Here is a 24,227-nt window from a genome sequence, read left to right as displayed (position 1 = left end):
TTAAATTGCGTTATTTTTTTCAATTTGATTAATGATAGTCTGTACAGATCCCGAAGAAATAAAAGTGTCTGCAGGAGTATTGATTACGTAATCGACCAATTTGTCTACGGTTGAAACGGCTACGTGCATTCTAGTATCTGATGAAGCATAATAAATGTAAACAGTTCCGTCTTCGTCTTCAATCCATCCGTTAGAGAATAAAACATTCGAAACGTCTCCAACTCTTTCAATTCCTTCTGGCCCCATAAAATGCCCAGCCGGAACGTGTGTTACTTTCGAAATATCATTCAAATCAGTCATAAACATATACAAAGTATAACGTAACCCAGCAGCGGTGTTGCGAACTCCATGTGCTAGATGCAACCAACCTTTTGAAGTTTTAATTGGCGCTGGACCCAAACCATTTTTCAATTCGTAAATGGTATGATATTGTTTGCCAAAAATGATTTTTTCATCTTTCACAACTGGATTTTTCATGTCTTCAACATAACCTAAACCAATTCCGCCTCCAGAACCAACATCGATAAAACCATCTTGCGGGCGTGTGTATAAAGCATATTTTCCGTTTACGAACTTTGGGTGTAATACCACATTTCGCTGTTGTCCTGTATTCGAGATTAGATCTGGAAGTCTTTCCCAGTTTATTAAATCTTTAGAACGTACAATTCCTGCATTGGCTACAGCCGAACTAGTATCTCCTTTTGGAGCTTTTGGATCTTTTCTTTCGGTGCAGAAAATTCCGTAAACATAACCATCTTCGTGATTGATCAGACGCATGTCATATACGTTTGTATCTGGATCTGCTGTTTGCGGAATCACACAAGGTTTGTCCCAAAATTTGAAATTGTCAATTCCGTTCGGACTTTCGGCAATCGCAAAAAACGATTTTCTGTCGATTCCTTCTACGCGAACAGCTAAAAGGTATTTGCCGTTCCATTTCATTGCTCCCGCGTTAAAAGCAGCATTGATGCCAATTCTTTCCTGTAGAAAAGGATTTGTTTTTTCGTTAAAATCAAAACGCCAGTTTAACGGAGCGTGTGCTGCAGTCACAACAGGGTTTTTATAGCGCTCGTAAATACCATTTCCAGCTGTTTCTACCGGAGAGTTTTTAAGTTCTAAGAGTGCTTTATGTTCATTTTCTAATGCCGATTTTCTTTCTTGAAAGGTCGGCGAAGATGTTATTGTTGTCATATAAATTGATTTCTGTAGATATAAATTTTATTGATTTTGATCTCTTTTTTCGTTTAGATCCTGTTCTATAATTTGTAGTTTTTCTTCTGATAAAGGGTAGAATGCGATAAAAGCTACTGATATTATTGCTGCAATTGCTGGCAGTATGCTTAGCATTAATTGAATTCCGTTTTGAGCTGTTGCTGTTTGTTCAACATTTGCCTGAAAACCAAAATAACCTAAAAGCCATCCTGCTCCTGCGCCGCCAATAGTCCAACCGAATTTTTGTGACATAGATGAAGCTGAAAACACCAATCCTGTTGCTCTTCTGCCTTGTTTCCATTCAGAATAATCGGCGCTGTCGGCATACATTGACCAGATTAATGGGAAAATGCAACCCGCACAAATACTAATTAAAACTTGAAAGCTCATGATTAAGAAAACATCTTCTTTTCCGAATAAATAGAAAATAAGGCTTAAGATTGCCGCTAAAGCCATCGCTCCAAAAAAGGTTTTCTTTTTACCAATTTTATTTGCAATTGGCGTTGCAATGATTACTCCAATAATGTTTGCTGCTTGTCCTAATACCAAATAAATAGAGGTTGGAGTCATGTGAAAATCGGTTCCAAAAAGCGAAAAATCAAAGTTTACAGAACTGCTTACATAATATTTAAAATAATAAACAGCCGCTCCGTCACGAATAGAATTGAATACTAAAGCTCCAATTCCAGCTCCAAGTAGAATCCACCACGGTTTATTTTTCCATAGATCTTTTAAATCCTCTTTTAGATTATTTTGTTCGTCTGCGATTGGTTTGATTCTTTCTTTGGTGAATGCAAAACAAGCCCAGAAAAAGATAGTTGTAATGAATCCGAAAACGGCAATTGTTGCCAACCAGCCCGATTTAGAGTTTAGATTTCCGCCAAAATAATTTACCAAAGGTTCAATTAGCCAAAGTGCCAATAAACTTCCTCCGAAAGCAAAAACCATTCGATAAGATGAAAGTGTGTTTCTTTCTTTTCTATCAGAAGACATAACTCCCAAAAGTGAAGCATAAGGAACATTGATTAAAGAATAAATCATCATCATTAGCGAATACGTCACATAAGCGTAGATGATTTTTCCTTTTTCGTCAAAATCAGGTGTGTAGAAAGTTAAAACTCCAATCACGGCAAAAGGTATGGCAACCCAAAGAAGATAAGGTCTGAATTTTCCCCATTTGCTTTTGGTTCTGTCCGCTAGAATTCCAACAATTGGGTCAAAGCAAGAATCCCAGATTCGAGTAATTAAAAACATGGTTCCCACTACGGCAGGCGCTAATCCGAAAACATCGGTGTAGAAAAAGAGAAGATACATGCTGAAAATTTTCCAAAACATAGATGAAGCAGCGTCTCCAAGACCGTAACCGATTTTTTCTTTTAAACTAATTTTGTCGTGCATTGGTTATTTTTTAAGATTGTGATTTATTTTGGGGCAGTTATTTTAATTTTTTCTGAATGTCTTTTTCAAATATAGTTCTATCTAGGTTATAAAAATCGACAAAATCCTTCTCGCTCACTTGTCCTGAAAATGGGGCATAATAATGCATTTTTTGCTCTTTTTCCTGCCATCCGTGGTTTCTCCATAATAAGACATAAGAAATCTTATAATCTCCAATGGCTTTTAATAAAGTTCCTGTCCACCATTTTGGATCTGGGACAGCTTCATAACCTGCTTCGGCCAATGCCATTGGTTTATTTTTCAGTTTGCAGATTTCATTTAAGATTTTAAATTGTTTTTGAACTTCGTTAATGAATTTTTCGCCATTTGGATCATCATTATTTTGGTAAGTGTCAAAACTTAAAATGTCGGCATAATTATCTCCAGGATAATTGGCCAAGAAATCGGCTTCACTGCCAAAACTTCCTGTATTGTATACATAAATCAAGTTGTGAACGCCTTTTTTCTGAAGGTAATCGAATGTGAATTTCCAAGCTGTTTTAAATTCTTCTGGCGTGCAATTTCCTTTTCCCCACCAAAACCATCCGCCAGTAAGCTCATGAAATGGTCTAAAAAGTATCGGAATGTTTTTTCCGTTTTTGTCTTTTAATGACAAGAAGAAAGTCGCAGCTTTATCTAACCAAGAAGTATATTTTTTATGATTTTCTGCGCCTGGTAAAATTGTTTTTAAAGAATTCGGAACATTATTCCAAGCATCTTTTCCAGTTGCAGGATTATCAAAATGCCAGCTTATGGTTGAAATTCCGCCTCTGGCATTTGCCTCTATAATATATTGTTTCATTTTAGCGAAAGGAACACCGTCAATATTGTTTGGTTTATCATTTTCTAAACCTGCAATATCCCAGCCGTAAACAGCTGGATAATCGCCAGCTACATCTTTTACATCGCTTCTACCATCTTCATATTTCCATTTTACGCCGTAAGCCAGATCATCTTGGTGTCCAAATAGAAAACCTTTTTGTGATAATGTATTTAGGTTTTTATAAAGAGTTTTGGTTTCTGAAGTAGCTTTTTTATCTGAAAGTGATAAAATTGTATTACTAGGTTGTTTCTGAGATTGGCACGAAGTACCTATTAATAGGCTTGCTATAATGATGATAAAATGGTTTTTCATTGTCGGATTGTTAGTTGTTTATGGAGCTAAATGCTAAAGATACAATGCTTTATGGTTTTGAAATGTATTGAATGATTTACTCGAAAATTCTTTACCGATTTACCTCTAAAATTATTAAAACTATAAAAAGTTATTTAATAAAAAATGATTAATGTTTATTATTAAACCTCTTTTTAAAGAAATGATAATTTATTTTTTCAAAGATAATTGGATGAATATCGTGTAATTAATATTATTTTATCAATTATATATCATATTATTGCAGTCAAAAATTAGAATTATACTTTCCTGAGAAATACTTTTTAATATGAGTAATACGAAAAATTTTTATAGAGAAATTGCTCCGCTTGCGGCAAGTGATAGCTTTTTGGTCTTTGATCGCGTAAAGGACAATTTTGATTTTCCGGTTCATTATCATCCGGAATTTGAAATTAATTTTATTCTAAATGGAAAGGGAGTAAAGCGAGTTGTAGGAGATAATATCGAAGAGATTGACAATGTTGAATTGGTTTTGATTGGTCCGAATTTGTATCATGGATGGGAGTTGAATAAATGCACAAATAAAAAAATACACGAAATTACGATTCAATTTCATAACGATTTATTTCATGAATCTTTGCTTGCAAGACGTATCATGAATCCGATTCGAGATATGTTTAATAGATCGATTCATGGAATTCTTTTTTCAAAAAAAACAGCCGAAGAATTGATGCCAAGGCTTGTAAGGCTTTCTAAGTTGGACGGTATGGATTATTTTTTAGAGATTACATCTTTACTGTATGATCTAGCCAATTCCAGAAATCAGCGTTTGCTTTCGACTTATACGGTAGACTATGACACTTTTGATGATTATGATAAAATGAAATTGGTTTACGAATATGTGCAAAAACATTTTGCTGAAAAAATTACTTTAGAAGATGTGGCAAATGTGGCGAGTATGTCGATAATTTCTTTTAACCGATTCATTAAAAAGAGAACTGGAAAAACTTTTGTTAACTATATCAATGACATTCGTATTGGTTATGCGGCGCGTTGGCTGGTAGAAAAAGATATGAGTGTTTCTGAAGTGGCTTTTAAATCTGGTTTTAATAATATTGCGAACTTCAATCGCAGTTTTAAAGCAACAAAAAATTGTACTCCAAGTCAATATCGTGAAGAGTTTTCTGGTTTAAAACGAATTTTATAGTGATACTTTTTTATCACAAGTAAATATTATTTTTAACGAAAACGTTTGATTTTTAAGATTTCATTGGTTTTTATGCATCGTTTGTGTTCTTGAGAGAGATGTGATTGCGAATAATTTAAAATTTATACACTTTTATTTTTATATGTGTTTTTTTAAAGGCTTATAGTAAAAATATTATCATTAAATGATATAATACTATCGATTTGATAATCCTCTCTGTTATAGATTTGTTAAATAATTTAAAAGTAAAAATTACCCAGGCATTTACTTTTGGATTATGCAATAAACAAATTTAACTAACCAAACACTTATTATGAAAAAACTAATGACTAGCTTCATTCATTGGAGGGCTGACCACAAAGCCGTTCCTTTGATATTATTTTTGTTACTGACTAGTAATTTTATTACGGCTCAGGTAAAGGTTTCGGGAACTGTATCTGATGAAAAGGGGTTATCTATACCAGGCGCCAATATCATAGTTACAGCGACAAAGAAGACGGTTTCCACAGATTTCGATGGAAAATATTCTATCGAAGCACCTGCAAACTCTACTATTTCTGTTTCATTTATTGGATATGTTGCGCAAACTATCAATGTTAAAAATGGCGGAACAGTAAACGTTATTTTAAAACTTAGCGCCGAAGATCTTCGTGAAGTTTTGGTAAACGTAGGATATAGAAGTGTAAAGAAAAAAGACTTAACAGGAGCTATTTCTACTGTTAGTTCTAAGGATATTGCAGACTCTCCACAAGTATCTGTAGATCAATTATTGCAAGGACGTGCTGCTGGGGTAACAGTTACGAACAACTCAGGACAGCCAGGAAGTAGTGTATCGGTTAAAATTCGTGGAACTACTTCAATCTCTGGAACCAATGAGCCATTGTATATTGTAGACGGTATTCCGATTTCTGGAGATGCTGCCAATACGGCAACTGGAGGTTCAATTGTTACAGGTTATTTAGGATCCAATACAGGAAACGTAACTTCGAGCCCTATAGCTTTTTTAAATCCGAATGATATCGAAACAATGGATATTTTGAAAGATGCTTCTGCAACTGCTATCTATGGTTCTAGAGCGTCGAATGGAGTTGTTATTATTACTACAAAAAGAGGTAAGAAAGGAACAGGAAAAATCACTTTTGATTCTTATTTCTCTATTCAAAATGTAACTCGTTTGTTAGATACTATGACTTTGAGTCAATATGCTGCACAGCAAAATGCTTTGGCAGGTGTTTACGGTGTAACGCCGAGAGATGAATTTGCTGTTCCGTCTGTTCTGGGTAAAGGAACAAATTGGCAGGATGAGATTTATAAAACGGCTATAATGAATAATTATCAGGTTTCGTTTTCTGGTGCTAAAGAAGGTACTAACTACTATATTTCTGGAGGTTACACTAATCAAGAAGGTATTGTAATTGGTTCTGCTTTTAAAAGATATAATTTTAAAACAAACGTTGATAGTAAAATAAAAGATTGGTTAACTGTTGGGGTGTCTGTTGGTGCGGGAATAACAAATGAAGATATTACAATAAATGGTGCTAGTAATGGTATTATCAGTACTTCTATTTTGTCTACTCCAGATGTTGCGGTAAAAGATACTAATGGTAATTACTCTGGTCCGCCAGCAGATGGATCAATTGGGGTTTGGATCAATCCTGTAGCTTCAGCTTTGATGAATACCAATAAATTGATCAAGAAGAATTTCTTAGGAAATTTTTATGCTAGCTTTAGAATTGCAAAAGGATTAGAGTATCGTTTTGATTTTGGTGGCTCTACAAATGTGGATAATTTCGAAGGTTTTCAGCCTACTTATAAATGGGGTTCAGCGGTGAGAGAAACCAATATGCTAACAGAGAGAGCAAACAATTGGTATCAGCTTAATGTTAAAAACGTTTTAACTTATAAGGCCGATGTAGGAAATCATCATTTTAATGTTTTAGCAGGTCAAGAGGCAAATGATAATCATTGGTTTGGTAATTCGCAATCTGTTTCTGGCTTATTAAGTAATGATATTCATTCTATTAGTTTAGGAGATCCTGATTCGGTTATTGCTTCAGAATATAAGGGAAGTTCTGCTTTGTATTCTTTCTTCGGATCTTTTAATTATGATTATGATAATCGATATGGTTTGCAGGCAACCATGAGAGCAGACGGAAGTTCTAATTTTGGTCCAGGTCAAAAATGGGGTTACTTTCCTTCAGTTTCTGGATATTGGAAACTTTCGAACGAAAAGTTTATGGAAGGAACGAGAGAATACATTGATAATATCAAGTTCAGAGGTGGATATGGAGAGACTGGAAACCAAAACATTGGCGGTGGCGGTTATATGAGTACTGTTCGCGCAATCAAATCGGCAATGGGGAACTTCTTTACAGTTAATAATATTGCAAATCCTGATTTAACTTGGGAAACTTCTAAACAAACCAACTTAGGGTTAGATTTTACACTTTTCAAATCAAAACTTCAAGCAACATTTGATGTGTACAAAAAAGAATCTGAAGGATTTTTATTCGTATTGCCATTGCCGTACTATGTTACCGGTACAGATGCGTATCAAGGAGGTTTAGGAGCGCCAAGTGTAAATTTAGGAAGCTTAAGAAATCAAGGTTTTGAGATGACTTTAGATTATAATGAGAAATTTGGAAAAGATTTTTCATGGAATTCAAAAGTAATTTTCTCTACAAACAAAAATAAATTGTTGAGCTTACAAGATAATTTTGATTTGACAAAAGATGTATTGCTTAATGATTATACAACAAAAGCGGTAACTAAAACTATAGTGGGTCAGCCAGTTGGTCAGTTTTACGGATATCAGGCAGTTGGTATTATCAGAACCAACGAGCAGTTAGCCAATGCACCAATTCCTTTTACAGGAAACAAAGCGGTAAAAAGCCAGTTGGGAGATGTTGAGTATGTAGATCAAAACAAAGACGGTTTGATTGATGATAAGGACTTAACCTACATTGGTAATCCAGCGCCAAAATTTACTTATGGATTCAATAATACTTTTAAATATAAAAATATTGATCTAGGAGTCTTTTTGCAAGGATCGTACGGCAACAAAGTAATGAACTTGACAAGACGTGCAGGTACTAAAAACCAACGTTTGTATGAAAATCAATTGGCAGAAGCAGCAGATTTTTGGACACCAGAAAATGTTGATGCAAAATATCCAAGACCTGATGGCGGAGACGGACATCCAAATATTGCAATCTCAGATCGTTATGTAGAAGATGGTTCGTATTTAAGAATTCAGCAAGTTACTTTAGGATATAATATGCCTTCAGATGTGCTCTCAAAAGCGAGCATTAGTAAATTAAGATTTTATTTTGGTATTCAAAATCTTTACACATTTACCAAATATACAGGCTATGATCCTGAAATTGGATCATATAACCAAGATCCATTATTATCAGGAATCGATTCAGGGCGTTACCCAACCAATCGTAGTTTCACTTTTGGAATGAATTTAGAATTTTAATTACTACTCTTATGAAAAAATATATCAATATAAAGACCTTAGTTTTATTCTTAATGCTAGGTTTGGCAACTACTTCTTGCAGCGAAGATTTCTTAGATCGCCCTTCTGAAGATAGTTACAGCAGTGATCAGTTTTATAATACCGATGAGCAGGTAGCAAGAACCACTTACGGAATGTATGGCGCAATGTGGGCCCCTTATTATACTAAGAACTTTTACGCATTGTCAGAACTATCATCAGGAAATTGTTTGGCTTATGCCGATGGACCAGAACTTATTCAGTTTAAATTGACTTCTGATAGTCCAATATTGTTAGATCCTTGGAGGGCGTGTTTTGCAATCATAGCGCAGGCTAATAACTTGATTAACAATATTGAAAAAAATGCCACAGCAGATGTAAATAGAGCAGTAATTAAAAACACGATTGCTGAAGCGCATTTCTTTAGATCAATCGCTTATTTCTATTTGGTTCGTTTGTATGGACCAGTGCCTATTATTGAAGATAATTTGGCTTTGGCAAAAAATCCGATGGTAAATACCAATAGAGTTGAAGACGTTTATACCTTCATTGAAAACGATTTAAAATTTGCAGCAGCAAATCTAAAATCGAAAATTAGATCTAGATCTGCTAGCGGAGACAACATTTTTGTAACTCAAGGTTCTGCTGAAGCATTTTTAGCTAAAGTATATTTATATGAAAAAAAATATGCAGATTCTAAAGCAATGGCTGAAAAAGTGATTAACTCAGGTGAATTCGGATTGTTGCCAAATTTTGCAGATTTGTTTTTGACGAGTAAAAATAATAACGAAGAATCTATTTATTCTTGGCAATGGTCTGGTGCTATAAATACTTATGGAGGTGGAAATTTCTCTAATATTCAATACGGTCTAGATATTTTGAATGATAATGCGTCATATGGTGCTACTTATGTGCCAAGTAATGATGTTCAAGATGCTTTTGAAATTGGAGATTTAAGAAGAAAAGAGTCTTTTATGATTTATGGAGATTCTTATCCTAATATTAAAGGAGATGGTGTTGTAGGTTTTGTTATGGATAAAACGAAATATCCAGATGCATTAGCCAATACCGGAGCAGCTGTTAAGAAATATGTTGTCGGGCAAGTGACTAGCGAGACTGGGCCAGCTGATGGATGGGGAGGAATGAGTAACTGTAATTATATTATGCGTTATGCTGATCTTTTATTAATACATGCTGAAGCAACTATGGCTGGTGCTGATGAAACTACTAACGCTGCAGCAAAAGAGTCGTATAATAAAGTGAGACTTAGAGCGGGTCTTGGGGAATTAGGAGCCAATGTTCCTTTGACAAAAACGGCTTTGTTTCATGAGCGTAGGGTTGAATTTGCTTTTGAAGGTGAATTTTGGTTCGATTTAGGAAGACTGCCACGTCAGGAGGCAATTAATATAATTTCTCAGCAAGATAGAGGTTTTGATTCTCAAGGGGTAATACATTATACGCCAACGCCAACTGATTTTATTTATCCAAAACCAGATGTCGAAGTTAGAAAAAATCCAAAATTGAAAGAGGCACCAGTTCCTTACACTTTCAAATAATTTTTTAAAAGTAAATCACTATGAAAAATATAAAAAATAGAATGTTATTGAAGTTGTATTTTTTGGCTTCGATTTCAATTTTGCTGTTTGCTTCCTGTTCAAATGATGATTCATCAGGTGGTTCATCTGGAAAACTTGAAGTAACTGGAATTAGCAGATCTGTTGTTGACGATCCTTTGGTTGAAGGAGATAGAAAAGTAGATGTGCCTACTGATGTTATTAATGCTGGAAATTACTACATCATCAGAGGATCTGGTTTTGCAACGCTAAAATCAATTTCATTTAACGGATTAGAATCTTATTTTAATCCAACATTTGTAACAGACAACGCAATTGTGGTTTTAGTAGATTCAAAAACTCCATACTATAATGAAATGGACGAAATGAAGATCGTAACCAATTCAGGTACATTGAATTATAAAGTGGCTATTAGGCCTCCAAGTCCTAATATTAAAGGGTTTCCTGTCAATCCAAATCCAGGAGATGTTATTACTATTACTGGTGAATATTTCTTGCGTCCTGTCGTTAATTTTGGAGATATTCAAGTTGAGCCAATATCTTCTACATTAACCGAGATTGTGGTTAAAGTTCCTGAAGGAAGTTACTTGAAAAGTTTATCAGTAACAAATGTATCTGGAACAACAGTGGCTCCTCAAGTAATAGGATCTGAAATTTATGACGATGCTTTCACTAATATTTGGGGCTGGCAATCTCTCTGGGATGGAACTAATGAGTTTGACCCGTCTTACGCTAAAGATGTTTATCAAGGGACTAAATGCATTCAATGGAAAGCTGGTGAATGGGATGGATATGTTATTGGTATTAACAATTGGTCTTATCATGATACAGATAAATTTAAAGCGGTAAGATTTTGGCTTAAAGGTGAAAAAGCAGGAAAAGTAAAGTTTTTTGCTAATGGAGATGCTGAGAAAAATATTATGATAGTTGACGTAAGAACTTCTTGGACTTATGTTGAGGTGCCATATAGTTCACTCGGTAATCCTACTGAATTATCTCAAATTGGATATCAAGAATTTGGCGGTTTTGGCGGAAATGTGATCTATCTAGATGATATCGGATTGGTACTAAAATAATTGTTAGGATTCAAAAAATAGATTTCGACAAAAGTTCAATCTATTAATCTGAATCCATAATTAAAAAACTAAAAGAGAATTTATGAAAAATATATATAATAAAGTAAAACATATTGCTCTGAGTGTCTTTTTGGTTGTTGCGGCTTCTTCCTGCGATAACGAAATTGAAGATATTGGAGGAGCACAGCAAAATTACAATACAGCATATGGCTTAATTCAGGCAAATAGTAATTTAACTACGTTTACAAAAGCAATAAAATTAGCTGGTTTAGAATCAACATTAAATACAGCTGATAATTACACGTATTTTGTTCCAAACGATGCTGCTTTCGATGCTTATTTGGTAGCTAATGGTTATGTAAATGATCTAGGATATCCAGATATAACGCTAGTTTCTGTTGATGATTTAAAACAACTTGTTTTAAGTCATGTTATTAAAGGTGTCAAAAAAAGAGTGGGCAAACTTGAAGGTATTGAAGCTGATTATTTAGAAACAGGCGATTATGTTACAATGGCAAATGCGGTAAATGCAGATTTATATTTACTAAGCATTAATGTAACCAATGGTGTTTTAAAAGTGAATGGATCTGATAAAGAAGCGCCAGGATTAGATTATTACGGAACAAATGGTTTTGTGAATGTTTTAAGCAATGTGATTGAATTGACTCCGCCAGCTCCAGTAATTACTGGGTTATCGCAAGTTTTAGCTTCTGCGGGAGACGTCATAACAATTACAGGACAAAATTTTGTAAAAGTTAAAAGTGTAAAGTTCGGATCTACTGAAGCAACATTTACTGCGGTTTCTAAAACAGAAATAAAAGCAACAGTTCCAGCAGATTTTGATTCATACGCTCTTATCGTTGTAGAAACTGAATTTGGGGTATCTGCTCCAAGCGGAATAGGACTTAAATATTTATTATACGAAGACTCATTGAAAGGATGGGGCTGGGGCTGGGGAGGAGACATTACCTGGGATAGCACAGAAAAAGTTAGCAGAGGTACAAATGCAATCAAAAAAGTTGCAGAAGCTTGGAGCGGACTTTTCATGCACTCAGATTTGCTTCTAAAAGCTGCAGATTATCAATTCGTTAAAATGTCTGTATTTCCAACAGAAAGCACTAAAATTATGGTTACCATAAATAGTGACACGGGTGATTCTGCTAAAGGTACTACAGTTACTTTAGTGCCAGGGCAATGGAATAATATTTCAATTCCTATTTCAGCTTTGCATCCTGAACTTTTAACTGATGGAAATTTTGATAGTGTGTTTATTCAAGAATTTTCTGGAGGAACAATTACTCCATCTAGTATCCTTTATATAGACGATATCGGATTTTTATAAAAAATAATATGTTGTGAGTTAGTTTGAGATATTCCCTAATTGAGAAATTAGGGAATATCTTTTTATAGATCTTTTTTAAATGTATAAAGAATGAAAAAAATAATTTTAGGATTCCTTCTAAGTATTTCGAGTTTTGTTTTCAGTCAGGGCAATACACATAAACAGCAGGGCGGAAAATTTGAAGGATTGGCAATGACGCCTCCAATGGGCTGGAATTCATGGAATACTTTTGCGACCAATATTGATGAAAAATTAGTAAAAGAAACTGCCGATATTATGGTTTCTTCGGGGTTAGCTGCTGCTGGTTACAATTATATTGTTTTAGATGATGGCTGGATGACGCACGAACGTGATGAAAATGGCGATTTAGTGCCTGATCCTGAGAAGTTTCCAAGCGGAATGAAAGCGCTTATCGATTATGTGCATAATAAAGGTTTGAAATTCGGTTTGTATAATTGTGCTGGTACAAAAACCTGTGCCGGTTATCCAGGAACAAGAGGGTATGAATATCAAGATGCAAGATTTTATGCTAAACTTGGAATAGATTTTTTAAAATACGATTGGTGTAATACAGAAGGAATCACGGCAAAAGAAGCTTACACCACAATGAGCAATGCATTGAAAACTGCTGGAAGACCAATTGTTTTTAGTCTTTGCGAATGGGGAGACAATCAGCCGTGGGAATGGGGGAAACCAATTGGCAATCTTTGGAGAATATCGGGAGATATCTATCCATGTTTTGACTGCGAATTTAAACATCCAGAAAATTGGTCTTCTTGGGGATTCATGAAAATTGCCGATATGAGAAAAGATATTCGTAAATACTCTGGTTCAGATCATTGGAATGATTTTGATATGATGGAAGTTGGAAATGAGATGAACGATACCGAAGACAAAACCCATTTTGCAATGTGGTGCATGCTTTCGTCGCCTCTTTTTACTGGAAATGATTACAGAAAAATGTCAAAAGAGACTTTGGCAATTTTAACGAATAAAGAACTTTTAGCTGTTAATCAAGATAAACTTGGAATCCAAGGATTTAAATATGCTATTTTAGATGGTGTAGAAGTTTGGGTAAAACCACTTTCAGATGGAGCTTGGGCAGTAAGCTTTGTCAACAGAACCGAAACTTCAAAAAAAATCAATTTTGATTGGAAAAAAAACAACATCAAAGATGCTGATTTTGGTTATGAAGCTGATTTTAGCAAAATAATCTTCAAAGTAAAAGATCTTTGGAAAAACAAAGAAATCGGAAATACAAAAAAGGCCTTTATGGCCGAAATAGCTTCGCATGATGTGATTACTTTAAAATTAATTCATTAAAACTAATTGATTATGAAGTTTAGTGAAATTTTAGCGGTTGCTTTTGTATTTGTGTTTTCATTTTCAAATGCTCAAGTAGAAACACATGGAAAGCTTAGTGTTGATGGCACTCAATTGGTAAATAAAAATAAAAAGCCAGTCGTTTTAAGAGGAATGAGTTTTGGATGGCATAGCATGTGGCCAAGGTTTTATAATAAAAAAGCGGTAAGTTGGTTAAGAAAAGATTTTAATTGCAACATTGTTCGTGCTTCACTAGGAGTAGAGCTTGGGGAGTATTCATATATGAAAAATCCAGAATTTTCAAAAGAAAAAATAGAAGCTGTTATTAAGGGAGCAATAAAAGAGGATATTTATGTAATTGTTGATTGGCATACCCATAATATTAATTTGAAAGAAGCTAAAGAATTCTTTGCAGACATATCAAAAAAGTACGGTAGCTATCCTAATATTATATATGAGATATTTAATGAGCCTGATTATGAAACGTGGCCAGAGGTTAAGGCTTATTCTGAAGAGGTAATTAAAGTAATTAGAGAAAATGACCCCGATAATATAATTTTGGTAGGTTCGCCACATTGGGATCAAGATGTAGATCTTCCTGCTTCAGATCCTATTTTAGGATATGATAATATAATGTACACAATGCATTTTTATGCGGCTACCCATGGAAAAGAATTACGAGACAGAACTGATGCTGCAATAAAAAAGGGACTTCCAATCTTTATTTCAGAATCGGCAGGAATGGAGGCTTCTGGTGATGGACCATTAAACTACCAAGCTTGGCAAGAATACATAGATTGGATGGAGGAGAGAAAGTTGAGTTGGATTGTATGGTCAGTTTCTGATAAAGATGAAACCTGTTCCATTTTATATAAATCTGCTAAGTCTGGAGGAAAATGGAAAAATAAAGATCTGAAAGAATCTGGGTTAAAGGCTCGTGAGTATTTTAAAAAATATAATCAATGGACTTATGAAAGATATTTGCCTTCAAATTGGAAGGAGACTGGGTATCGTTTGAAGGACTAAAATCATAAAAAAGATTTTAAAGATTTGTTTTTAATAAAATTTTATAAAAAGGACGTACTGAAAGGTGCGTCTTTTTTTATGCAAATATGTGATGAAATATAATTTCGGTAACCTTTATTAGGTATACAAATAAAAATCTTTTTATCTCTCTTTTTTTGAAAAAACGAGATGAGGTTTATAGTGCAGAATAGTCTTTTGTGTAATGTGTTTTTTGTAAGAATTTATTTGAAGTGAAAAGGTGTGTGGATGTTTGTTTTATATGGGTTTTAAATATTTGTAATTTTTTAATGTTTTTATTTTACCCCTATAAAAAATAGGGGTTGTTGTTTTTTAATTTTATTTTTTATTGAATTATTTCTTGTTTTTGTAGTATTTTTTGCTTTTAACTATATAAAAATGATTGAATAGGTTAAAATTTTGTTATTGAATTTTCAAAAACGTTTATCTATAAATATCAAATAACGATTATTGGTGACTTAATTTTTGTAATCCATAATTCTTCGTCTAAAACGTCAAAAAAGCACTTTTGAATTATTCTACTCATACAAAAGTTAATAAATTCGCTAATGAAAATGATGATGATTTGAAGGGCGCATGAAAGGTTTTAGAAATGACTTATACTATTAAATAGATATATAAAAGATTAACTAACCAGAATCAATTAATAACTAAAAACCAAATTAAAACATGAAAAAAGCATTTCACATTTTAGCCGCGATGTTAACTAGTTCTTTTGCCTTTGCCCAAGAAGAGGAAGCAGCAGCTCCCCCAGCAACCACATGGGGAGGTTCTGCAGATGCGTACTATAAATATGATTTTTCAAAACAAATGAATGGATTAACGAGCTTTACCAACTCACAGAATTCATTCGAATTAGGAATGGCATCGATCGAAGCGGGTCATACTTTTGGAAAAGCTTCTGTTTTTGTAGACTTAGGTTTCGGAAAAAGAGCAGCAGAATTTTCATATAATGAAACACCAGATAAAGATGCGAGCGCAAAATTTATGATTAAACAATTATTTTTCACATACAATTTGACTGATGAATTTAAAGTAGTAGCAGGTAGTTTCGGAACTCATATCGGTTATGAAGTATTAGATGCAGTAGATAACAAAAACTATAGTATGTCTTATGCGTTTTCTTACGGACCATTTTTTAATACGGGGGTTAAAGCGCAATATACTTCTGGTAAATTTACAGCTATGTTAGGATTAACCAACCCAACAGACTTCAAATCGGCTATGGATGCAGGTTCGTATCAAAAAACGTTCATTGGACAAGTAGGATATATTGGAGATACAGGAAGTGCTTATTTGAATTTTACAACAGGAAGTACTAACCCGATACCGGGAAGTACAATTCCAGTTTCAGATGAAAATAAAACACAGTTTGATTTGACAGCATCTAAGACAATTAGTGATAGTTTTGCACTTGGGTTAAATGCGACTTATGCTAAAACAACAAATGATTTTGATAGTAATTTAGATGGAGATTGGTTTTCTTTGGTAGGATATGCTAATTATACTTTCAATCCAGCATTGCTTTTGGCTTACAGAATAGAATATTTTGATGCTAAAGATGCAGCTCCAAGTTTAGGAACTTTAGCAGGATCAAATGTATTTGCTAACACAATTTCTTTAAACTACAAAGTTGGAAAACTTACTATAATTCCTGAGCTAAGATACGATGCGGCTTCTGAAGATATATTTTTAGATAAAAATGCATTGCCAACAGGAGGAAGCTTCTATGGTTTAATTGCAACAACATACTCTTTCTAGAGATAAAGATTGATATTTTTTTTTTTTTTGGAGCTGTCGAAACATATTAATGTTTTGGCAGCTTTTTTACTTTATGTAATTATGAATTATCAGTATATGGTGCAAATATGTTTGTACATTTTTTATTAATAGGATTGTAGAGAAGTACAAGAGTGCCTCTTTTTATATATGCAGGGTTATTAGCTGTCAATTATTAATTGGGTGGTGATTAATTTTAATTGTATTCGGGATACGCTTTAAATAAAAAAAACGCATTTCTAAATTATCTAGAAATGCGTTTTATATTTTGAAATAGATCTTTATTTATTGGACTTGCTTTTTATAAATCGAATAAATAGCATCAATTGTTTTTCTGTCTAAAACTGAAGTTGCGTCGGTTTGAATATAATGCAGTTTAAATGCTTGAATTGCTGCGGTTAGATTTTTTGTGTTGTAACCAATAATTCTTAAAGCAGGTTCAATTTTAAAATCAAACGGAGCAGGTTCTAAGACTTCGTCTGGCCAGATTCCAAATCCTTTTTCTGCTAGGGTTTTCCATGGAAATAAGGCGCTTGGATCTTGTTTTCTTCCAGGGGCAATATCTGCGTGACCTAAAAAGTTTTGTGTCGGAATATTGTAATCCTTTTTTAATTTGGTCAACAAAGCGACTAAACTGCTAATTTGAGCTTCCGTAAAAGGCTTAAATCCGTTATTGTCTAACTCAATTCCGATAGAACAAGAGTTTAAATCTGTTGTTTTTCCCCAAGTAGAATTTCCAGCATGCCAAGCTCTTAAATAATCATTCAGCATTTGTACTACTTTTCCATTTTCAGAAATGATGTAGTGAGCACTTACCTGAGTCTTGGTTTTTGTAAAAGTATTGATTGTCTGCTGAAGAGAATCTTGAGCTGTATGGTGAATAATAACAAAACTTGGTTTTCTTAAATTGAAATTTACAGTACCAATCCATTCTGTATTAATTCCGTTTTGTAAATAAGTCGAATTTGTTTTAGATAAAGTATCTTTTACAATTCTCAGCTGCTGCGCATACGAAGTGTCAATAACAACAGGTGAAACTGCCGGAATTGGTTTGGCTTCTTTACTTGTAATCTGGTTTTCCAAATTTTTTAGCTGCTGATCATAAGCTTTTTCAGTATTCTTGTACGGATTTGTAGAACAAGCACTGACAATGACAGCTAAAATCAGATAACAAAAATGTTTTTTTGTCATAATTCGTTGTTTTATAAGTTAATAACGATTATTCTGATATTTTCGTATCTGGGGTCTCTTTTACTTCTTTTGAATCTTCTTTAGAATCTTTCTCTTTTTTCTTTTTTGATTTGGTCTTTTTTACTTCTTTTAAAGTATCCATAAAAGTTTTATACTTTTCAACTTGATCAGGATTTAAAAAAGCAGTAATTTTTTTGTCAGTACTTTCGCGCAAAGCTTTTATTTGTTCAATTTTTTGATCTTGACTGCTGCTTTCGTTTTTTAATAAAATCCCTTGTTCTCTTACGCTATCTGCCAAAACATTTGCTATTGCAATTGCTTGTAATTCATCTAGATTTACCTGCGGTTTCATTTGTTCAACAATATATGCTGCAGTTTCCTCAGGTGGAGTTTCCTTAGGTTTGCTTTGTGAGCCCTGTTGCTGTCCTGCCATCATGCTTCTGTCCATGCCCATTCCGCCTCCTCTTCCGTAACCATTGCCATAACCGTTACCGTAGCCATTATTGTATCCTCCATATTGAGCAGAAACAGTAAAGGTGAATAAGCCAAAAACTAAAATAAATAAAGTTTGAAAAGGTTTCATAAAAGTATTTTTATCTGTGATTAACAATAGTTCAGCGTAAATTTAAGCAGGTTCCCCGTATAAATCAAATTCTGTTGCTTCAATTATCTTGATATTAACAAATTCTCCTGTTTTTACATAATGTTTAGAAGCATCAATTAGAACTTCGTTGTCAACATCTGGACTGTCAAATTCTGTACGTCCAACAAAGTGAGCGCCTTCTTTTCTGTCAATGATGCATTTATATACTTTACCTACTTTTTCTTGATTCAAATCCCAAGAAATTTGAGATTGCAATTCCATAATTTCGTTTGCTCTAGCTTGTTTTACATCATCTGGAACGTCATCTTCCAATAAATAAGCATGAGTATTTTCTTCATGAGAATAGGCAAAACATCCCATTCTGTCAAATTTCATTTCCTGAACAAAATCTTTCAAAATTTCAAAATCTTCTTGAGTTTCGCCAGGATAACCAACAATAAGAGTAGTTCTAATTGCCATTCCAGGAACTGCAGCGCGGAAATCTTTTAATAATTGAGTTGTTTTTGCCTGAGTTGTTCCGCGACGCATTGATTTTAAAATCGAATCAGAAATATGCTGTAGCGGAATATCTATATAATTACAGATTTTAGGTTCGCGTTTCATTACTTCCAAAACATCCATAGGGAAACCAGTAGGGAAGGCATAGTGTAAACGAATCCACTCAATTCCTTCTACTTTTACTAAAGCTTCTAGTAATTCTGCAAGATTTCTTTTTTTATAAAGATCAAGACCGTAATAAGTTAAGTCTTGAGCAATTAAGATTAATTCTTTAACCCCATTTTTAGCTAAACCTTCTGCTTCTTTAACCAATTTTTCAATTGGCTGAGAAACATGCGAACCTCTCATTAATGGAATTGCACAAAAACTACAAGGTCTGTCGCATCCTTCTGCAATTTTCAAATACGCATAATTTTTTGGAGTTGTAGTTAAACGTTCTCCAAGTAATTCGTGTTTGTAGTCGGCTCCAAGAGCTTTTAATAGCTGAGGTAATTCTGTAGTTCCGAAATATTGGTCAACGTTTGGAATTTCTTTTTCTAAATCTGGTCTGTAACGTTCAGACAAACATCCTGTAACAAAAACTTTATCAACAAGACCTTTATCTTTTTTATCTGCATATTCCAAAATCATATTTACAGATTCTGCTTTTGCATTATCAATAAATCCGCAAGTATTAATTACAATAATGTTTCCTTCTTTTTCTGCAGGAGCTTCATGTTCAACCTCTTTTCCATTTGCGCGAAGCTGTCCCATTAGGACTTCGCTATCATAAACATTTTTTGAACACCCAAGAGTGATTACGTTAATTTTGTTCTTTTTTAAAGACTTGGTTCTCATACTTTTATAAATTGGAGTGCAAAATTACACTTTTTTTATTCAAACCACACTAGTTTGCAGTTTGTTTTAGCTGTTTTTTATGAAGTTAACAGGTTTGGTTACTTGTGCTTTTTGAGTTGAATTTAAAACAAGTGCTTTTTTGAAAGAGTAAAAAAAATCCGCCAAGGAAAAACCTGACGGAAATTTCAATCATCTATTTTGATTTTTAATTACAATTCAAATAATAAAGTCATAGTGACGTTGTTTAATTTCGAAGTAATGTTAGCTTCGTCAGTGAATCCTCTTGTAAAGAAACCTTGATTTGAATCTCTTTCTAAATAAGAGTAAGCCAAGTCTAATTTTGTAGATCCAAAATTATAACCTAAACCAGCAGAATAACTGTTTAATTCTCCAACTGTAATTCCATTTTTATAAGGGCTTCCTTCATAACGGTATCCGCCTCTTAAGCTTAATTGTTTGACTTTGTATTCAGCACCAATACGTAACTCTCCAGCACTCGTTAGGCTATTGTTTATCTCATTGTTAATGCCACCAAAGCCCGCATTGCTTGGTTTGAATTTAGCGTTTCCGTAATTTCTTATTCCGTAATCAATACTTAATAATCCTGATTTTCCAAAAATATAGGCAGCACTAAAAGTCCATCTATCAGGTGTTTGTAAAGTATAAGATTCATATACGTTTACTACATTAGGAGCTACATTAGCATTGACAATTGGTCCGCCTGCAGCTTGTCTCGTTGTGTATAGACTTTGTGAAAGCTCATCGTACAATTCATACCAAGTGTTAGATTCGTATGCTACACCCAGTCTAAAATTGTCAGTTACTTTTCCGATTGCTCCAAGTTGGAAAGAAAAACCATTTCCATAAGTATATAAATCATTATTGAATCTTATGCTTGATATTGTTTCGTTTGATGTGAGCACACCATTGTTGGTTTCGTAAAAACTTGTTGATCTCCTATAATCTGTGACATGAACATTTAAATTTGCTCCTAAATATAGTCGATCTTTATAAGATGTGGCGATATTGAAGCTTACTTTACTATTATAGCCTCTTGAGTAAATATCGTTAGTTTGGTAATAGTTTGTATTTTGGCCTTTTGGGACATTTGTTGAATAAGTGCTATTAGGATTATTAACATCATCAATATTCATAATATATCCTTGATATCCTAATAAAGCTTGTTGAGCTGAAAAACCACTTAGGTTTGGATATTGTGCATTTGGGAAATTAGACCCTAGATGCTGATATAAGTCGGTTATAGTTTCGTTGGGTAGAGTATTGACAAGTTGATGTGGAACTGGTGCTCCTCCATTGCTGTAATTTGCATAATCTAAAAAATACGCGTCAACCGAATGGTTAAGGTTTGTTCCTGCAGAAAAAACTTCATTGTTGAAATTGTTGGTATTCTCATAAGTTGCCCCAATTGAAATTTTATTCCAACCTATATTAGGGTTATGGTTTTTAAATACAAAAACACCTCCAGCTTGATTTAAGATAAAGGAGTTTTCTTTGTCTGAAGTCTGAGTGCCGAAATAATTAGAATTGTTTTTGATATTTTGATTGCTAAAAGATATTCCAACTTGATTGCTATTGAAGATTGCAGATCCAGCTGGGTTAACGCTTAAAGCGGAGATGTCTCCACCTACAGCTCCAAAGGCGCCGCTCATGGCTCTATAACGTGCAGTTCCAGTAAGATTTTCTTGAGAATAACGTAAGGCATCTGAAACCTCTTGTGAATATGACGCGCTGACAGTTAGTCCTGTTATAAATAGGAAAAGTATTTTTTTCATTTTGATAAGTTTTAGTTCGAATTTAAATGGACTGAGGAAAGATTATCTTCTTCCTCCGCCACCTCCGCCAGATCTCATTCCGCCACCGCCACCGCCGCCGCTGTATGATCTAGAACCGCCACCGCCACCATTACTAGGAGAGTAGCTTCTTGAAGAGCCACTATTGCTAGGAGTGTAGCTTCTTGATGGGCTACTGCTGTTGCTAGGCGTGTAAGATCTATTTGTTGTGGTATTTCCGCTATTATTATAAGATCTTCTGTTGCTATAGTTGTAATTAGAACCGTTATTGTAATTTCCTCTATTTGTAAATGTTGGACTAGAGGTTCCTCTGTTTAAAGTAGAGGTCCTTCTAAAATCAGTATAGCTGTTAGATCTGTTTGTGGTATAATTTCTGTTTGTTGTGTAATCTCCTCTATTAGTGGTATATCCTCTATTAGTGGTATATCCTCTGTTAGTGGTATAGTTTCTATTGGTTGTGTATCCTCTATTAGTGCTGTAATTTCTGTTGTAAGCATAGTTTCTGTCTCCATAATAGCCAGCAGAACCCCTTCTTCCATAGTTATAAGAGTAGTTGTAGCCATAATATGGATATCCCCATCCTGGATAACCCCAACCTGGGTAATATCCTGGGTATCCCCAACCGTAATAAGGGTAGCCCCATCCGTAATAGCCGTATCCATAATAAGGATAGCCCCATCCAAATCCGAATGACCATGTTGGAGTAGTGTAGAAGCTTACAGAAACGTCAGAACTGCTACTTCCCCAAGCTGGATAACCTGTTGAAGCGGTTTGAGTGCTATCTGAATAATTAGTGTAATTATCAACATCAGTAAAAATTTCAGTTGACTGATTGTCATCTTGTAGTGATCTGAAATATTCTTTGTATTGGTTGTTTGTACCAGTAGTTTGCGCATATTTTACAGATGAGCCACCATAAACACCATCATTATCGTAATAAGAGGAGTTTTGGTAAGAACCACACGATGCTAGCAATAAACTCAATAATCCAATTAAGTAAAAATGATTAGAGTTTTGGCGGAGTGAAAGGTAAGTTTTCATATCTGTGGTGTTTTTTATTGTTGCACATTACAAAATTAGTTAGTTTTGTCAAACTATTTAGTTAAAATTGTATAAAACAAAATTTGTGCCAAAATATATAATATGAGTAAGAACCTTACTACAAGATCAGAAGATTATTCGAAATGGTATAACGAACTGGTTGTAAAAGCAGATCTAGCTGAAAATTCAGGAGTTAGAGGTTGTATGGTAATAAAGCCATACGGATATGCTATTTGGGAAAAAATGCAGGCTGAATTAGATCGTATGTTCAAAGAGACTGGACATCAAAATGCTTACTTCCCATTGTTTGTACCAAAAAGCATGTTTGAGGCGGAGGAGAAGAATGCGGAAGGATTTGCAAAAGAATGTGCAGTTGTAACGCACTACAGATTGAAAAATGATGAGGAAAGACCTGGGAAATTAATGGTTGATCCGAATGCAAGATTAGAGGAGGAACTTATCGTTCGTCCAACAAGTGAAGCTATTATTTGGTCTACTTATAAAGGATGGGTTCAGTCTTATAGAGATTTACCTTTGTTGATTAATCAATGGGCAAATGTGGTTCGTTGGGAAATGCGTACGCGTTTGTTTTTAAGAACTGCTGAGTTTTTATGGCAGGAAGGGCACACTGCTCACGCTACAAAAGCAGAAGCTATTGAGGAGTCTGAAAAAATGATGAATGTTTATGCTGATTTTGCTGAGAACTTTATGGCAATTCCAGTTGTAAAAGGTTTTAAAACCGAAACAGAACGTTTTGCTGGAGCAGATGAGACATATTGTATTGAAGCTTTAATGCAAGACGGAAAAGCATTGCAGGCTGGTACATCTCACTTCTTAGGGCAAAACTTTGCAAAAGCATTTGATGTTAAATTTGCTAACGCTGAAGGAAAACAAGAACACGTATGGGGAACTTCTTGGGGAGTGTCTACTCGTTTGATGGGGGCTTTGATTATGACACATTCTGATGATCAAGGATTGGTGTTGCCACCAAATTTGGCTCCAATTCAAGTGGTTATTGTGCCTATATATAAGACCGATGAACAATTAGCTCAAATTACAGAAGCAGTTAAAGATTTGACGGCTAAATTGAGAAAATTAAAAATCACGGTTAAATTTGATGACAGAACAACTCAAAAGCCAGGATTCAAATTTGCAGAGTGGGAATTGAAAGGAGTTCCTGTTAGAATTGCGGTTGGTCCAAAAGATTTAGAAAACGGAACTTTTGAGGTTGCAAGACGAGATAATTTGACAAAAGAAGTTGTTTCTAGCGAAAAAATCGTTGAGCATGTAAATGATCTTCTAGAACAGATTCAAACTGATTTATTTGCTAAAGCATTAGATTATCGTAATACTCATATTACGGAAGTAAATAGTTTTGAGGAATTTAAAGAAGTTTTGGAAGGAAAAGGAGGCTTTTTATCTGCTCATTGGGATGGAACTGCTGAGACAGAAGAGAAGATAAAAGAATTGACAAAAGCGACAATTCGTTGCATCCCTTTGGACGCTGTTGAAGAGGTGGGAACCTGTGTGTTTACTGGGAAACCATCGTCTAAAAGAGTGCTTTTTGCTAAGGCATATTAAAAAAATATAGTTTTTTTTGCATTAGGTGTTGCGCAAATAAAAAATAGATGTATCTTT

General features: G+C 34.3%; 17 protein-coding genes. 9 read left to right on the top strand and 8 right to left on the bottom strand.

All coding sequences use genetic code 11. The features are described 5' to 3' along the window. The 3 genes from JI750_RS20445 to JI750_RS20435 are packed head-to-tail and all read right to left on the bottom strand — an operon-like array spanning position 1 to position 3,784. A complete protein-coding gene (locus tag JI750_RS20445; protein ID WP_202006275.1) occupies positions 1-1,191 on the bottom strand; it encodes a glycoside hydrolase family 130 protein in 1,191 nt (396 codons plus the stop codon). 27 nt (positions 1,192-1,218) lie between these two features. Then, complete coding sequence (locus tag JI750_RS20440) at positions 1,219-2,610, bottom strand: MFS transporter (protein ID WP_202006274.1); 1,392 nt, start codon at positions 2,608-2,610, stop codon at positions 1,219-1,221. Positions 2,611-2,647: 37 nt separating this feature from the next. After that, complete coding sequence (locus JI750_RS20435; RefSeq protein WP_202006273.1) at positions 2,648-3,784, bottom strand: glycoside hydrolase family 26 protein; 1,137 nt, start codon at positions 3,782-3,784, stop codon at positions 2,648-2,650. A 307-nt stretch (positions 3,785-4,091) separates the two neighbouring features. On the opposite strand from JI750_RS20435, the gene JI750_RS20430 reads away from it, so the two are divergent. The 8 genes from JI750_RS20430 to JI750_RS20395 all read left to right on the top strand — a co-directional run bounded on the left by JI750_RS20430 (position 4,092) and on the right by JI750_RS20395 (position 16,589). Beyond that, complete coding sequence (locus tag JI750_RS20430; protein ID WP_202006272.1) at positions 4,092-4,970, top strand: AraC family transcriptional regulator; 879 nt, start codon at positions 4,092-4,094, stop codon at positions 4,968-4,970. A 313-nt stretch (positions 4,971-5,283) separates the two neighbouring features. Then, positions 5,284-8,451 carry a SusC/RagA family TonB-linked outer membrane protein gene (locus tag JI750_RS20425; protein ID WP_202006271.1) on the top strand — a complete coding sequence of 1,056 codons (3,168 nt, stop codon included), beginning with the start codon at positions 5,284-5,286 and terminating at the stop codon, positions 8,449-8,451. Positions 8,452-8,462: 11 nt separating this feature from the next. Continuing rightward, positions 8,463-10,025, top strand: coding sequence for a RagB/SusD family nutrient uptake outer membrane protein (locus JI750_RS20420; RefSeq protein ID WP_202006270.1), 1,563 nt, complete (start codon positions 8,463-8,465; stop codon positions 10,023-10,025). Between the two features lie 20 nt (positions 10,026-10,045). Further along, positions 10,046-11,119, top strand: coding sequence for an IPT/TIG domain-containing protein (locus JI750_RS20415; protein ID WP_202006269.1), 1,074 nt, complete (start codon positions 10,046-10,048; stop codon positions 11,117-11,119). A gap of 82 nt (positions 11,120-11,201) precedes the next feature. Beyond that, positions 11,202-12,461 (top strand): fasciclin domain-containing protein, encoded by a 1,260-nt coding sequence (locus tag JI750_RS20410; RefSeq protein WP_202006268.1) that lies wholly within the window; start codon positions 11,202-11,204, stop codon positions 12,459-12,461. A 90-nt stretch (positions 12,462-12,551) separates the two neighbouring features. Further along, positions 12,552-13,784: a glycoside hydrolase family 27 protein gene (locus JI750_RS20405; RefSeq protein ID WP_202006267.1), complete on the top strand. Its 1,233-nt coding sequence runs from the start codon at positions 12,552-12,554 to the stop codon at positions 13,782-13,784. A 12-nt stretch (positions 13,785-13,796) separates the two neighbouring features. Then, a complete protein-coding gene (locus tag JI750_RS20400) occupies positions 13,797-14,810 on the top strand; it encodes a glycoside hydrolase family 5 protein (protein ID WP_202006266.1) in 1,014 nt (337 codons plus the stop codon). A 687-nt stretch (positions 14,811-15,497) separates the two neighbouring features. Continuing rightward, positions 15,498-16,589, top strand: a complete 1,092-nt coding sequence (locus JI750_RS20395; protein WP_202006265.1) for an outer membrane beta-barrel protein — start codon at positions 15,498-15,500, stop codon at positions 16,587-16,589. Positions 16,590-16,892: 303 nt separating this feature from the next. Here JI750_RS20395 and JI750_RS20390 read toward each other — a convergent pair whose 3' ends face one another. From JI750_RS20390 to JI750_RS20370, 5 genes are all read right to left on the bottom strand, one after another. After that, positions 16,893-17,798: an N-acetylmuramoyl-L-alanine amidase gene (locus JI750_RS20390; protein WP_202006264.1), complete on the bottom strand. Its 906-nt coding sequence runs from the start codon at positions 17,796-17,798 to the stop codon at positions 16,893-16,895. Positions 17,799-17,826: 28 nt separating this feature from the next. Next, complete coding sequence (locus JI750_RS20385; RefSeq protein WP_202006263.1) at positions 17,827-18,381, bottom strand: hypothetical protein; 555 nt, start codon at positions 18,379-18,381, stop codon at positions 17,827-17,829. A gap of 42 nt (positions 18,382-18,423) precedes the next feature. Then, entirely contained in the window at positions 18,424-19,737 is a 1,314-nt protein-coding gene (gene rimO, locus JI750_RS20380) for a 30S ribosomal protein S12 methylthiotransferase RimO (protein ID WP_111378318.1), read from the bottom strand. Between the two features lie 209 nt (positions 19,738-19,946). Next, positions 19,947-21,530: an OmpP1/FadL family transporter gene (locus tag JI750_RS20375; RefSeq protein WP_202006262.1), complete on the bottom strand. Its 1,584-nt coding sequence runs from the start codon at positions 21,528-21,530 to the stop codon at positions 19,947-19,949. Between the two features lie 42 nt (positions 21,531-21,572). Further along, positions 21,573-22,589 carry a hypothetical protein gene (locus JI750_RS20370; protein WP_202006261.1) on the bottom strand — a complete coding sequence of 339 codons (1,017 nt, stop codon included), beginning with the start codon at positions 22,587-22,589 and terminating at the stop codon, positions 21,573-21,575. 102 nt (positions 22,590-22,691) lie between these two features. Here JI750_RS20370 and proS point away from each other — a divergent pair, with 102 nt between their 5' ends. After that, on the top strand, positions 22,692-24,170 hold the full coding sequence (proS, locus tag JI750_RS20365) for a proline--tRNA ligase (RefSeq protein ID WP_202006260.1): 1,479 nt from the start codon (positions 22,692-22,694) through the stop codon (positions 24,168-24,170). Positions 24,171-24,227 lie beyond the last annotated feature (57 nt).

Origin of the sequence: Flavobacterium tagetis (genome assembly GCF_016735615.1) — a bacterium.
Taxonomy (GTDB): Bacteria; Bacteroidota; Bacteroidia; order Flavobacteriales; family Flavobacteriaceae; genus Flavobacterium; species Flavobacterium tagetis.
Note: the sequence above shows the minus strand (reverse complement) of the source record. Positions and strands in the feature narration are given on the sequence as shown.